Here is a 12,275-nt window from a genome sequence, read left to right on the forward strand (position 1 = left end):
GCGAAAAAGAACCCACGAAACCCGACGGGCGCGGCGGCGTCCGAGCGGGTCCGACAGGGCGTTACCGGATGACGTCGAGACCGTTGTTCTTCTCGACTTCGTCGCGGCCGCCGTCGGACCACGTGCCGCTCTGGGCCGTCTGGGCTCGCTCCGAGCTATCGAACTCCGAACCCGAACCCGAGTGCTGTTGCTGTGACTCGCGCGACTGGATGCTCTGGCGCGACTTGTCGGCCTGCTTCTGCGTCGTCGGGCCGAGGACCTGCGCGGACTGGACGCCCGTCATGATGGCCATGACGCGGACTTTCCCCTTGTACTCGTCCTGAATGCGAGCGCCCCAGATGACGTTCGCGGCGGCTTCCAGCCGTTCGGTGATGTTGCTCGCGATTCCCTCGGCCTCCTTCAGGGTGAGGTCGGGGCCGCCCGTGATGTGGACGAGACCGCCGGACGCACCGCGGTAGTCCACGTCGAGAAGCGGGTGGTTCATCGCGTCGTTGACCACCTCTTGGGTCTTGTTCTTGTCTTGGGTCTCGCCGACGAGCATCACCGCGACGCCGCCCTGATTCATGATAGTCGACATGTCGGCGTAGTCGAGGTTGATGAGGGACGGCTGGGTGATGGTCTCCGAGATGCCCTTGACGGTCTCAGCGATGATCTGGTCCATGACCGAGAACGCCTTGCCGATAGGCAGGTTCGGGACGTAATCGAGGAGGCGGTTGTTGTCCAGCACGATGATGGAGTCGGCCTCGTTGCGGAGGTTTTCGAGCCCCTCCTCGGCCTTGACCGTGCGGGCGCGCTCGACGTTGAACGGGGTCGAGACCATGCCCACGACGATTGCGCCCTGCTCCTTTGCGATCTTCGCGACGACGGGGGCCGCACCGGTCCCGGTGCCGCCGCCCATCCCCGCGGTGACGAACACGAGGTCGGCGTCGCCGAGCACGTCCTTGATCGTGCCCTGTGCCATCTCGGTCGCGCGCTCACCCATCGACGGGTCACCACCGGCACCGAGACCCTGCGTCAGGGACTTCCCGACGAGGATTTTCGTGTCCGCTTCGATCATCTTCAGGTGTTGCTTGTCGGTGTTGATGGCGACCGTGTCGGCCCCTTCGACACCGATGTTGTACAGGCGGTTGATGGTGTTGTTGCCGGCGCCACCAGCGCCGACGATGACGATTCGCGGGTCACCGAACTGGTCGTCGCTGTCGTCGAGCGACGACTGCGTCTTGCGCTCGGCCTCGTCCCGTTCCATCGCCTCGCGAACGATATCCTGCATAGTTACACCTTTGCCCAGCCGCGCTTGCTGGTAGATTCGCGCTGTCGCTTGTCAGTCGTCTGTTCATTGAGCATCTCGCGAACGGCGGAACGGATGGCTTCGGATCGGTTCGGGAACTCTCCCGTCTCGACCATCCGCTCGACCTCCTCGATCTGCTGCTTCGGAATTCGTAGTGTCACACGCTCCATGTTTACATTCCCCCGGTAAGACGGCGCGCCGCACTCGTGTGCGTGTGTCTTACACCCGGAAACCGACGGACGACGCCGGGTTTCGGGCCGCCGTCGGGTGGCTGTAAGACAACCGTCTTACGCGATAATCACCACAGAGGGATAGAATATAAATGTAACGGCGGTTGTAAGACAGGGGCTGAATATCCTGTATAGGGGGCTTTAATCGCCGGTTATGCTTGTTCCAGAACGTCGGCCGCGGGTGTCCGACGCCCGCAATCGGGGCAGAACGCCCAGTCGGACCGGAGTTCGTCGCCGCACTCGCAGAACACGCGGTGGGACGTCTTCTCGCCGCAGTTCGGGCAGTACACGTGGTCCGGACCCACGGATTCGCCACATTGGCCACAGCTCATCTCGGAGTCGCCCGCGTCTGGGGACTCCAGTTCTTCCCGTGTCTTACGAACCGTATTCGCTCCCGATTCGCCCTCGACAGCCGCGTTTACGCGGGATTCGTCGCCCGAACCATCGACGTTGATGTTGACGTTCAACCCCGACGGCGTCGGACGCTCGGCCTCGCGGGCCGCCGTGGCTTCCTCCACGAGCGTCGGGAGGCGTTCGTCCAGTCGGTCGTCGACGAGCTCCTCGACCCGCGCCGAAAGCGCACCGTCCAGCCTGTCGTCTCCGGCGGCGGTGTCGGACGCGTCGTCCGGGGCGTCGTCACGTTCCAGTTCGTCGAGGTACTGACGGAGCGCCTCGCGCATCACCTCGCTTTTCGAGGTGTCGAGGCGGTCCAGGCGCTCGACGAGGGCGTCGTCGGCGCGGAACGTGATTTTACTCATTACTCCGGGATTATCTCGGCACCATATCAATGTTCGCACCTGTCTGACACACAGCACACGCGGCGGCGAGAATGATAATGGTTAAACGCGTCGACCGGATACGAATCGGTGACCGCTCTTAGCTCAGCCTGGCAGAGCAGCCGACTGTAGATCGGCTTGTCCCCCGTTCAAATCGGGGAGAGCGGACTGAACTTCAACACCCGCGAGCGTAGCGAGCGGTGTCGAATGTGAAGGACGTCTCGACCCGATTTGAACAGCGAGCAACGCGGAGCGTTGCGAGTGAGTTCAAATCGGGGAGGTGGACCGTCGTCGACTCTGACCTGTAGCGTCCTCTGTCCCGTTTACGCAGACCCTCACGAACAATCGGAGTATATCTCGCCGCGACCCCGTGATTTACCCCCGTCTGTTCGGAAGCGAACAGTATGGATTCTCGACCGCTCGGCACGACCGGATTCGACGTTTCTGAAATCGCGCTGGGGACGTGGCAACTCGGCGGCAGTTGGGGCTCGGTGACCGACGACGAGGCGTATGACGCCATCGAGGCCGCGCTCGACGCGGGCATCAACTTCCTCGACACCGCGGACGTGTACGGCGACGGCGACAGCGAGCGCCGCATCGGCGACGCGCTCGCCGACCGCGACGACGACGTGGTCGTCGCCACGAAGGCGGGGCGTCGGCTCGACCCGCACGAGGCCGACGGCTACAACCGCGAGAACCTCGAGCGGTTCGTGGACCGAAGCCGGGACAACCTCGGCGTCGACTCGCTCGACCTCGTCCAGCTTCACTGCCCGCCGCGGGACGTGTACTACCGACCCGAGGTGTTCGACGCGCTCTCGGAGCTCCGCGACGCCGGGAAGATAGACCACTACGGCGTGAGCGTCGAGAAGGTCGAAGACGGGCTCAAGGCCATCGAGTACGACGGCGTGGAGACGGTCCAGATTATCTTCAATCCGCTTCGACAGCGACCCGCGGAACTGTTCTTCCGGGAGGCGGAGCGCCGGAACGTCGGCGTCATCGTCCGCGTCCCGCTCGCGTCGGGACTGCTCACCGGTGCCCTCTCCGAAGACGCCGAGTTCGGCGAGGACGACCACCGGAACTTCAACCGACACGGCGAGGCGTTCGACGTGGGCGAGACGTTCGCCGGAATCCCGTTCGAAGACGGCCTCGCCGCCGCGGACGCGATACAGGAGGTCGTCCCCGAGGGGGTGTCTCTCGCGCAGTTCACGCTCCGCTGGATTCTCTCGTTCGACGCCGTGAGCACCGTCATCCCCGGGTCGAAGACGCCGGCACACATCCGCGACAACGTCGCCGCCGCGTCGCTCCCGCCGCTGTCGGCCGACCAGTTCCAGCGCGTCGAGGAGGTCTACGACTCGTACGCGCGCGAACACGTCAACCACCGGTGGTGATGTTCCACCGCTGGTGACGCGAGGCCGCGGGGATCCCCCGCTTCGCTATATTCAAGTACAGTTTCGCCAATGAAATTCTAGTGGCAGTCACGTTCGACCTCTTCGGCACGCTCGTCGACGCCGAGTACCCGTCAGACCCCGGCGCGGCGGTCGCAGACGCGCTCCGCGAGTACGGCGTCGCCGTCCCCGACGACTGGGACGACGCCTACCGCGAGGTCCACATCGACGCGCCCGAGGGCGCGGAAGTCCCGCTTCCGGCCCACGTCGCCGCGGCGCTCCGCTCCCGGGGCGTCGACTCGCCTGACAACGCCGCCCGACGCGCAGTCGTCACGGCGTTCGACCTCGAGGTGACCACTCGTCCCGGCGCGGTCGAGGCAGTCGCCGCGGCCCGCGAAGCCGGCGCGGTCGGCCTCCTCTCGAACTGTTCCGTTCCCGAACTCGTCGCTCGGACGCTCATCCGGTCGGACCTCGACCGGCGCGGCTTCGACGACGTCACGACGAGCGTCGCCTGCGGCTGGCGGAAACCCCACCGGCAGGCGTTCGCGGCGGCCGCCCGCGGTCTCGACGTCGACGCGGCCGAATTGGTCCACGTCGGCGACGACCCGGACGCTGACGGCGGCGTCGAGGCGGTCGGCGGCCGCTTCGTGAACCTCCGGGAGACGACGCTCGAATCGGTCGCGGCGAGGTTGCGCGCCGGGGAGGACCCGTGCCCGTGACCGCCGCGGCCGCCGTCGTCGCCGCCGCGGCGCTGGACAAGGGCTTCGCCGAACCCCCAGCACGTATCCACCCGGTCGCGCTGTTCGGCCGACTCGTCTCGCCCGTCGACCGCGAGTGGTCCCGTCCGACGCTGGTCGGCGGGGTCGCCGCGGTCGCGCTTCCGGCGCTCGCGGCGGTCGTCGCCGCGGGTGCGACGTGGGCCGCGACGCTCGCCTCGCCGTGGCTCGGCGCGGCCGTCGCCGCCCTCGCGCTGTTTTCGACCACCAGCCTTCGGATGCTCCTCGACGCCGCCGAGGCGGTCGTCTCGGCGACCGCCGATGAGTCAGACCTCGACGCGGCCCGATACGAACTCCGGGCGCTGGCCGGGCGCGACCCGTCGTCGCTCTCGGCGGCCGACATCCGGAGCGCCGCCGTCGAGAGCGCCGCGGAGAACCTCGCCGACGGCCTCGTCGCGCCGTTGCTCGCGTTTGCGCTCCTCGCGCCCGTCTCGCTCGCGCTCGCGGTCGGCGCGGCCGCGTGGGTGAAAGGCGTCAACACGCTCGATTCGATGCTCGGCTACCGACACAAGCCGGTCGGCCGCGTTCCGGCCCGCCTCGACGACGCGGTGATGTGGGTCCCGGCGCGCGTCTCGGCGGTCTTACTGGCCGTCGTCGCGGGTGCGCCGGCCACGGTGACGCGAGTCGGCGAGTTGGCGCGCCGCCCGTCGTCGCCCAACTCGGGGTGGCCGATGGCGACGCTCGCGGTCCTCCTTGAGACGCGACTCGAAAAGCCCGGTCACTACCTGCTTGACGGGGGGCCGGAGGCACCCGACGCGGCGACCGCCGCGCGGGGCGTCCGACTCGTCTCGCGGGCCGGCCTCCTCGCGTTCGCCGTCGCGGGGGTGGCGGCGTGGTTCTGACCGCGCTCCGCGGCGCGCTCGGCTTTCTCACCCGCCTCCCGGTCGGCGGCGACGAGTCCAACTGGGACGCCTTCAGGCGCGCGCCCGTGGCGTTTCCGCTCGCCGGCTACGTCGTCGGCGCGCTGGCCGCGCTCCCGTTGTTGCTTCCCCTGCCCATACCGACCGCGGCCGCGCTGTACCTCGTGACGCTGTATCTCGTGACGGGCGTCACCCACGCCGACGGCCTCGCGGACCTCGGCGACGCCGCGGTCGTCCACGGCGACGCCGACCGCCGGCTGTCGGTCCTGAAAGACTCGCAGACGGGGGTCGGCGGCCTGCTCGCGTTCGGGCTGACGCTCGTCGTCCTCGCGCTCGGCGCGTTCGGCCTCGCGGGCGCGGGGGGTCGCGTCGGCCTCACGGCCGCCGTCGCAATCGCCCTCGCCGCCGAGGTCGGCGCGAAAGCCGGCATGGCGACGCTGGTCTGTCTCGGCGCGCCCGCCCACGAGGGACTCGGCTCGGCGCTCGTCGGCGAGAACAGCCCGTCGGGGCTCCTCGCGGTCGCCGTGGCCTGTCTCCCGGTCGTCGCGCTCGCGCCGGTCACCGGCGGCCCCGCCGTCGTCGCGGCGCTCTGCTGTGGGCCGGTCGTCGCGCTCCTCGTCCGCTCGTGGGGGCGCGCCCGACTCGGCGGCGTCTCGGGCGACCTGCTCGGCGCGACGAACGAACTGGCCCGCGCCGCGGCCGTCCACGTGGGGGTGGTGACGTGGACGCTCTCGTGATGTGCGGCGGCCGCGGCACCCGCCTCGACGCGCCGGTCGAAAAGCCGCTCGTGGAAATCTGCGGGCGGCCCATGCTCGACCGGGTCGCCGCGGCGCTCCGCGACTCGTCGGTCGAGACCGTCCGTGCGGTCACCTCGCCGCACACGCCGAACACCCGCGAGCGAGCCGCCGACCTCGGTCTCGACCCCATCGAGGCCCCCGGCGACGGCTACGTCTCCGACCTCGACTTCGCGCTGGACCGCGTCTCCCGGCCGGTCGTCACCGTCGTTTCCGACCTGCCGCTCGTCGCTCCCGAACACGTCGACGCGGTCGTTTCGGCCGCCGACGGCGGGGCCGCCACCGCGTGCGTCCCCGTCGAACTGAAGCGCGACCTCGGAGCCAGCATAGACGACGCGCTCGTCTTCGACCACGAGGGGACCGCCGTCTGCCCGACCGGACTGGGCGTCGTCGGCCCCGCGACCGCGGACTCGACAGCCGACACCGACGCCGAGACGACGGCCGGAACCGACAGCGACACGGACTCCGGCACAGACACTGACACCGACAGCGACACTGACACTCACCCGACCATGTACCTCTCCACAGATACCCGACTCGCACTCAACGTGAACCGTCCGACAGACATCGCGCTCGCGGAGGACCGATGCGAGTAGTCCTCGTCGCCGGCACGACCGAGACGGCGAAGATTCCCGGCATCAGCGCCGCCGGCGCGGACCCGTCGCTCGTCGGCCATACCCCGAGCGCCGACGCCGAAATCATCGAGTACGGCGAGCCCGTCCGCTCGCCGGTGACGCCGGTCAGTCCGACGGGCTGTCCGACGCCCGCGGCCGTCACCCGCGCCGTCAAGCAACTCACCGGCTTCGACGTGCTCACCGTGGACGCCGGCCTCGCCAAGCCGAGCGCCGCGCCGACCATCGACGTGGGCGCGCGCCCCGGCCGCGACATCCGCGAGAGCGAGCCGGTCCCGACCGCCCCCGGCGCGTTCGAGGCGGCCCGGCGGATGGGCCTCGCGCTCCCCGAGGACGAACTCGTCATCGGCGAGACCGTCCCCGGCGGGACGACCACCGCGCTCGCCGTGTTCCGCGCGCTCGGCGAGGAGCTCCCCGTCTCGTCGTCGCTCCCGGACAACCCGACGAGCCTGAAAGAGGAGGTCGTCGCGGAGGCGTTCGAGGCCAGCGACGTCGAACCCGGCTTCGCGGCTCACAAGCCCCGGCGCGCCGCCCGCTACCTCGGCGACCCGGTGCTTCCGGTCGTCGCCGGCCTCACCGTCGGCGCGCTCGAAAACGGCATCGACGTGACACTCGGCGGCGGGACGCAACTGCTCGCGGCCGCCGCGCTCGCCCGACACGCCGGCGCGAACGGCGACCTGACGCTCGCCACCACCTCGTACCTCGCCGAGGACGTGCCCGAGTTGGCCGACGCCGCCGAGGCGTTCGACCTCGAACTGACCGTCACCGACCCCGGCTTCGAGACGCACCCGCTGGACCGCTACGACGCGGGCGAGGCCAAGGAGGGCGCGGGCATGGGCGGCGCGCTCATGCTCGCCGACCGGATGGGCGTCCTCGACGACGTGGAGGCGGCCACGCTCGACGTGCTCTCGACGCTGGACCCCGAAGCGGTCGAGACCGGGACCGCGGCGGCCGACGCCGGCGGCGCTGACGCCGATATCGACGATGGACCCTGAGTCCGTCCGGGCGGGGAGCCGCGTCCCGCACGGCGGGACCACCGACCCGACCGTCCTCGACTTCAGCGCGAACACCAACCCCGAGCGCCCCGACGGCGTCGAAACCGTGTATCGGGAGGCGTTCGACGCCGCGACCCGCTACCCCGACGACGACTACGCCGACTTCCGGGCGGCCGCCGGCGACTACGTCGGCTGTGCCCCCGCGTCGGTCGTGCCGACCGCCGGCGGCCTCGAAGCCCTGCGACTCGCGTTCGAGGTGACGCTCGCGCCCGGTGACACCGCGCTCGTCCCCGAGCCGAGTTTCGGCGAGTACGACCGCGAGATTCGCCTGCAGGGCGCGGAGCCGGTGGCGGTCGCCCACGACGACCTCCTCGACGCCGACCCAGCGGGCCACGCGGTCGCGGTCGTCTGCACCCCGAACAACCCGACGGGCGAACTCGTACCTGCGTCCGACCTCCGGGCGTTCGCGGCGCGCTGTCGCGAGGCCGACACGGTCCTCGTCGTCGACGAGGCGTTCCTCGATTTCACCGACGAGCCGAGCCTCGCGGGGGACCCCGGCGTCGTCGTCGCCCGGTCGCTGACGAAGATGTTCGGTCTGCCGGGCATCCGCGCGGGCTTCGCGGCCGCGACGGGCTACCTCGGCGACCGACTCGCCGTGGCCCGGCGGGCGTGGTCGCTCTCGACGCCCGCGGCCGCCGTCGGCGCGCACTGCATGCGAGACGAGGGGTTCGTCTCGCGCACCCGAGCGCGCGTCACAGACGAGCGCGAGCGACTCCGGGAGACGCTGTCCGAGGCCTTCGACGTCTCCCCGTCGGACGCGCCGTTTCTCCTCGTGGACGTCGGCGACCGCGACGTCGACGCGGTGGTCGAGACCGCCCGCGACCACGGCGTCGCCGTCCGGGACGCGACGACGTTTCCGACGCTCGACTCGCACGTCCGCGTCGCGGTGAAACGCCCGGACGAGAACGACGAACTGCTCCGGGCGCTCGCCGCCGTCGCCACCGATGTTTGAGGCGACGCGCCGCGACGGCGTCTGTCGGCTCGTTCGACCGAACACGCGGTGGCTCTCGACGGGCTACGCCGGCGGCGAGTCGCCGGCCGACGCCGCGTTCAACGTCACCGTCCCCGAGGGCTGGCCCGAGACCGACCTTGACGCGTATATCGAGCGACGGCTCTCGGCGGCCGGCTTCGACGAGCGCGGACCGACGCTCCTGACGGGCGTGGGGCAGGAACACGCCCGGCGCGCCCGGTTCGGCCCGGTCGAAGTCGTCGCCACCGCGGGCGTGTCGAACCCCGCGGAACTCCCGATAGACGACGACCCGAGCGGCGGGGGCGACGCGTCGCCAGCCTCGGACGCGGCGGCCGGCGACGGCCGAGTGGAGCGAAAGGACCGAGACGACCCGGTCGGCACGGTCAACGTCTTCGTCGGGACGACGCGGGCGCTCGAACCGGGCGCGCTCCCGAACCTCGTCGCCGTGGCCGCCGAGGCGAAGGCGGCGACGCTCCTCGCGCACTGCGGCGCGCCGGGGACGACGACCGACGCGGTGGTGGCCGCGTGCGACCCCGCCGGCGACCCGGTGACGTTCTCGGGGAGCGCCACCGAGGTCGGCAACGCGGCGCGGGTCTGCGTCCGCGACGCGGTGCGCGCGAGCCTCGATTCGCGGTACGACGCCGAGCCGATTCCGCGGGGCGTCGGCGAGGCGCGCTACGGCGTCGTCGCCGACGACCGGGCGACCGTCTCTCCGGTTTGAGAACTCCGGTGAAACGACTGCTCGGCCGAGAAATCCTCGGTGGTAGCTAAACGGTTCCCGCAGAAGCTTTGATTACGGTCGGTTGCTAGCACGGTGGTATGGACCCCGGTTCCGTTTCAGACGTCGACCACGTGACCCACGGCGGGACCGCCGACCACTCGCTCGTCGATTTCAGCACCGGCTCGAACCCGGAGCACCCGTCCGGTCTCGCCGGCGTCTACGAGTCGGCGCTCTCCACGGCGCGGCGGGACTCGCTGGACGACTGCTCGCGGTTCCGCGTCGCCGCCGCGGCGTTCGTCGGCTGTAACCCCGACGAGGTCGTTCCCGCCGCGGGCGTCATCCAAGCGCTCCGACTCGCGGTGGGCGTGACCGTCTCGCCGGGCGACAGCGTGGCGCTTCCGGCCCCCTGCTGTGGCGAGTACGCACGGGAAGTCCGGCTCCAAGGCGGTGAACCGGTGCACGTGCCGCACGACAGACTCCTGGAGCGCGTCGACCCCGCCGAGCACGCGACGGTGATTCTCAGCTACCCCGCGAACCCCCTCGGAACGGCGTATCCGAGAGCCGAACTTCGGGCGTTCATCGACGACTGCCGCCGGGCCGACACGCCCGTCATCGTCGACGAGACGTACCTCGGCTTCACGCGCCTCCCGAGCACGGCCGGCCTCGACGGCGTCATCGCGCTCCACTCGGTGACGAACGTCTTCGGCGTCCCCTCGCTCCGCGCGGGCTTCGCGGCCGCGACGGGCGACCTCGGCGACCGGCTCTCGAGGGCGCGCTGTTCGTGGGTGCTTTCGTCCCCGGCGGTGGAGGTGGCGACCTTCTGTCTCGAACAGGACGACTTCCTCGAAGCGACGCGCGACCGGGTCGAACGGGAGCGCCCGCGGATACTCGCGGAACTGGACCGACTCGGCTACGACCCGCACCCCGCCGACGGCGCGCTCGTGTTGTTCCGCGCCGCCGACGTCGACCGCGTGCTCCGCGAGACTCGGCGGCGCGGCTTCGCCGTCCGCGACGCCCGCGACTACCGGCGGCTCGACTCGCACGTCAGAATCAACGTCCGCCGCCCGGACGAAAACGACCGCCTGCTCGACGCGCTCGCCGAGGCGGTCTGACCCGCCGGGGCCGCGGACCTCGTTCGCACGCCTCGTTTCGTGCCGACGTCACCGATTCAGGTACACGACGAACGCGATGGTGAGGAGGGTCGCGTACACCGCGAACGTCGAGTCCTCGACTACGAAAGCGAACGATTGGATAACGATTCGGAGCATCGGTGTCCGTCTCACAACATGATGTCCTAGATATTAATTTTTGTTACCGATTGGCTCGATATTCGTCGGCGCGCGTCCACACCCGTTCCGAACACTTATGCGAAATCACCGGGGACGTGGTGGCATGGTCGAGGCGTTCGCCGTCGCCAGCGGGAAGGGCGGCACCGGGAAGACGACGAGTACGCTCGCGCTGGGAATGGCGCTCGCCGAGGACTACGACGTGACCGTCATCGACGCGGACACGGGCATGGCGAACCTGCTTTTCCACGCCGGATTGGACGACGCCGACGTGACGCTCCACGACTTACTCGTCGACGAGCGCGACGCCGCGGTGTCCGACGCGGTGTACGAGCGGTTCGGCATGTCGGTCGTTCCCTGCGGGACGAGCCTCGCGGCGTTCGAGGCCGCGGACCCCGGTCGCCTCCGCGACGTGGTCGCCGAGCTCGCCGCCGACACGGACGTGCTCCTCCTCGATTCGCCCGCCGCGCTCGGCTCGAAGAGCGCGGTGCTCCCCGTCGTCCTCGCGGACCGCATCGTCGTCGTCCTCCAACCCACCGTGCCGTCGCTGTCCGACGGGCTGAAAGTCCAGGAGTACGCCCACTCCTACGGCACCGACACGGCGGGCGTGGTGTTCAACCGCGTGCGCCCCGACGAGAACGTCGACAAAATCGCGGAGCAGGCCGGCCGCTACTTCGGCGGGCAGACGCTCGCGTCGGTCCCCGAGAGCGACGCGGTCCGCGCGGCCCGCCGCGAGGGCAAGCCCCTCCTCGAACACGCGCCCGACGGCCCGGCCGCGGACGCCTTCCGCGAGGCGGCCGCCCGCCTCGACGTGCGCGACGGCGACGGCCGCGAGGTCGCAGAGCGGTTCAAAAGCGCCGTCGTCCCCGAGCGGATATGAGAATCCCACGGGGCGAGCTCCGCCGGTCGCGCGTCGTCGACGACGCGGCGGCGGTGCTTCGGACGGTGCTCGACGAGGAACTCACCGGCTACGTCGTCTTCGAGCCGCAGGACGCGCTCCTCCTCGGCGAGACCACCCGCGGCGTCGTCACCTTCGAAGACGGGGTTCCCGTCCTCGCCTACGACACGGAGCGCGAGGTCGGCGGCCGCGACGGGCTGGAGGGGTTCGCGGTCACCGGCCCGACCCGCGCCGCGGTCCACGCCGTCGACGCCGACGCCCTCGCGGACGCCCACGAGGTCGAGGCGTTCCGCGTCCCGCCGGGCGAGCCGGCCCGCGTCCTCGCCGGCGACGAGCGATTGGCGGCGAAGACCGTCGACGCCGCCCCCGACGCCCGCCGCGAGGAGGGCCGCGACCAGAGCGCGGTCGAATCGTTCCTCGCCGACGCCGACGCGATCGAGGAGATTCGGTCCGAGGCCCGCGAGGAGGCCCGCGCGAGGGCGTCGGAGTGGGGACTCGACGACGTGTTGGCAGACGACGCCGACGATACCGACTCCGCCGACGACGCTGACGCCGCCGCGATTGACGCCGGCCCGGACAGTCGCTGACACGCTTCTCAGCGGTT

General features: G+C 70.5%; 14 protein-coding genes and 1 tRNA gene. 12 read left to right on the forward strand and 3 right to left on the reverse strand.

Features of this window, described 5'->3' with window-relative positions:
- Positions 1–61 precede the first annotated feature (61 nt).
- The 3 genes from ftsZ to IEV64_RS07885 form a co-directional block, all read right to left on the reverse strand.
- Positions 62–1,270, reverse strand: coding sequence for a cell division protein FtsZ (ftsZ, locus tag IEV64_RS07875; RefSeq protein WP_007274830.1), 1,209 nt, complete (start codon positions 1,268–1,270; stop codon positions 62–64).
- 2 nt (positions 1,271–1,272) lie between these two features.
- The gene (locus tag IEV64_RS07880; RefSeq protein WP_004970382.1) at positions 1,273–1,458 is read right to left on the reverse strand and encodes a ribbon-helix-helix domain-containing protein; all 186 of its coding nucleotides are present in this window, start codon (positions 1,456–1,458) and stop codon (positions 1,273–1,275) included.
- Positions 1,459–1,670: 212 nt separating this feature from the next.
- Entirely contained in the window at positions 1,671–2,276 is a 606-nt protein-coding gene (locus IEV64_RS07885; RefSeq protein ID WP_188423570.1) for a double zinc ribbon domain-containing protein, read from the reverse strand.
- 112 nt (positions 2,277–2,388) lie between these two features.
- Here IEV64_RS07885 and IEV64_RS07890 point away from each other — a divergent pair.
- From IEV64_RS07890 to IEV64_RS07945, 12 genes are all read left to right on the forward strand, one after another.
- Positions 2,389–2,462 (forward strand) — tRNA-Tyr (locus IEV64_RS07890).
- 236 nt (positions 2,463–2,698) lie between these two features.
- Entirely contained in the window at positions 2,699–3,682 is a 984-nt protein-coding gene (locus tag IEV64_RS07895; protein ID WP_188423571.1) for an aldo/keto reductase, read from the forward strand.
- 80 nt (positions 3,683–3,762) lie between these two features.
- Positions 3,763–4,398, forward strand: a complete 636-nt coding sequence (locus IEV64_RS07900; protein WP_188423572.1) for an HAD family hydrolase — start codon at positions 3,763–3,765, stop codon at positions 4,396–4,398.
- On the forward strand, positions 4,389–5,297 hold the full coding sequence (locus tag IEV64_RS07905; protein ID WP_188423573.1) for a CobD/CbiB family cobalamin biosynthesis protein: 909 nt from the start codon (positions 4,389–4,391) through the stop codon (positions 5,295–5,297). The genes IEV64_RS07900 and IEV64_RS07905 overlap by 10 nt, the downstream gene beginning before the upstream one ends.
- Positions 5,288–6,052 carry an adenosylcobinamide-GDP ribazoletransferase gene (gene cobS, locus IEV64_RS07910; protein ID WP_007274825.1) on the forward strand — a complete coding sequence of 255 codons (765 nt, stop codon included), beginning with the start codon at positions 5,288–5,290 and terminating at the stop codon, positions 6,050–6,052. The genes IEV64_RS07905 and cobS overlap by 10 nt, the downstream gene beginning before the upstream one ends.
- Positions 6,052–6,705 (forward strand): NTP transferase domain-containing protein, encoded by a 654-nt coding sequence (locus tag IEV64_RS07915; RefSeq protein ID WP_188423636.1) that lies wholly within the window; start codon positions 6,052–6,054, stop codon positions 6,703–6,705. Before cobS ends, IEV64_RS07915 begins: the two co-directional genes overlap by 1 nt.
- Complete coding sequence (locus IEV64_RS07920) at positions 6,696–7,736, forward strand: nicotinate-nucleotide--dimethylbenzimidazole phosphoribosyltransferase (protein ID WP_188423574.1); 1,041 nt, start codon at positions 6,696–6,698, stop codon at positions 7,734–7,736. Before IEV64_RS07915 ends, IEV64_RS07920 begins: the two co-directional genes overlap by 10 nt.
- Positions 7,726–8,748 carry a threonine-phosphate decarboxylase CobD gene (gene cobD, locus IEV64_RS07925; RefSeq protein ID WP_188423575.1) on the forward strand — a complete coding sequence of 341 codons (1,023 nt, stop codon included), beginning with the start codon at positions 7,726–7,728 and terminating at the stop codon, positions 8,746–8,748. Before IEV64_RS07920 ends, cobD begins: the two co-directional genes overlap by 11 nt.
- A complete protein-coding gene (locus IEV64_RS07930; protein WP_188423576.1) occupies positions 8,741–9,487 on the forward strand; it encodes an adenosylcobinamide amidohydrolase in 747 nt (248 codons plus the stop codon). The genes cobD and IEV64_RS07930 overlap by 8 nt, the downstream gene beginning before the upstream one ends.
- 98 nt (positions 9,488–9,585) lie before the next feature.
- The gene (locus IEV64_RS07935) at positions 9,586–10,599 is read left to right on the forward strand and encodes a pyridoxal phosphate-dependent aminotransferase (protein ID WP_188423577.1); all 1,014 of its coding nucleotides are present in this window, start codon (positions 9,586–9,588) and stop codon (positions 10,597–10,599) included.
- A gap of 280 nt (positions 10,600–10,879) precedes the next feature.
- Entirely contained in the window at positions 10,880–11,653 is a 774-nt protein-coding gene (locus tag IEV64_RS07940; protein WP_188423578.1) for a nucleotide-binding protein, read from the forward strand.
- Positions 11,650–12,258 carry a DUF8054 family protein gene (locus IEV64_RS07945; protein WP_049920536.1) on the forward strand — a complete coding sequence of 203 codons (609 nt, stop codon included), beginning with the start codon at positions 11,650–11,652 and terminating at the stop codon, positions 12,256–12,258. Before IEV64_RS07940 ends, IEV64_RS07945 begins: the two co-directional genes overlap by 4 nt.
- Positions 12,259–12,275 lie beyond the last annotated feature (17 nt).

Origin of the sequence: Haloferax sulfurifontis, from assembly GCF_014635105.1 — an archaeon.
Lineage (GTDB): Archaea > Halobacteriota > Halobacteria > Halobacteriales > Haloferacaceae > Haloferax > Haloferax denitrificans.

Excerpts from the sequence above, each read along its gene's own strand:
- IEV64_RS07885 (WP_188423570.1), bottom strand. The coding sequence starts at position 2,276 with ATGAGTAAAATCACGTTCCGCGCCGACGACGCCCTCGTCGAGCGCCTG.
- IEV64_RS07935 (WP_188423577.1), top strand. The coding sequence starts at position 9,586 with ATGGACCCCGGTTCCGTTTCAGACGTCGACCACGTGACCCACGGCGGG.
- IEV64_RS07895 (WP_188423571.1), top strand. The coding sequence starts at position 2,699 with ATGGATTCTCGACCGCTCGGCACGACCGGATTCGACGTTTCTGAAATC.
- IEV64_RS07940 (WP_188423578.1), top strand. The coding sequence starts at position 10,880 with ATGGTCGAGGCGTTCGCCGTCGCCAGCGGGAAGGGCGGCACCGGGAAG.
- IEV64_RS07880 (WP_004970382.1), bottom strand. The coding sequence starts at position 1,458 with ATGGAGCGTGTGACACTACGAATTCCGAAGCAGCAGATCGAGGAGGTC.
- IEV64_RS07945 (WP_049920536.1), top strand. The coding sequence starts at position 11,650 with ATGAGAATCCCACGGGGCGAGCTCCGCCGGTCGCGCGTCGTCGACGAC.
- IEV64_RS07915 (WP_188423636.1), top strand. The coding sequence starts at position 6,052 with ATGTGCGGCGGCCGCGGCACCCGCCTCGACGCGCCGGTCGAAAAGCCG.
- IEV64_RS07930 (WP_188423576.1), top strand. The coding sequence starts at position 8,741 with ATGTTTGAGGCGACGCGCCGCGACGGCGTCTGTCGGCTCGTTCGACCG.
- IEV64_RS07920 (WP_188423574.1), top strand. The coding sequence starts at position 6,696 with ATGCGAGTAGTCCTCGTCGCCGGCACGACCGAGACGGCGAAGATTCCC.
- cobD (WP_188423575.1), top strand. The coding sequence starts at position 7,726 with ATGGACCCTGAGTCCGTCCGGGCGGGGAGCCGCGTCCCGCACGGCGGG.
- ftsZ (WP_007274830.1), bottom strand. The coding sequence starts at position 1,270 with ATGCAGGATATCGTTCGCGAGGCGATGGAACGGGACGAGGCCGAGCGC.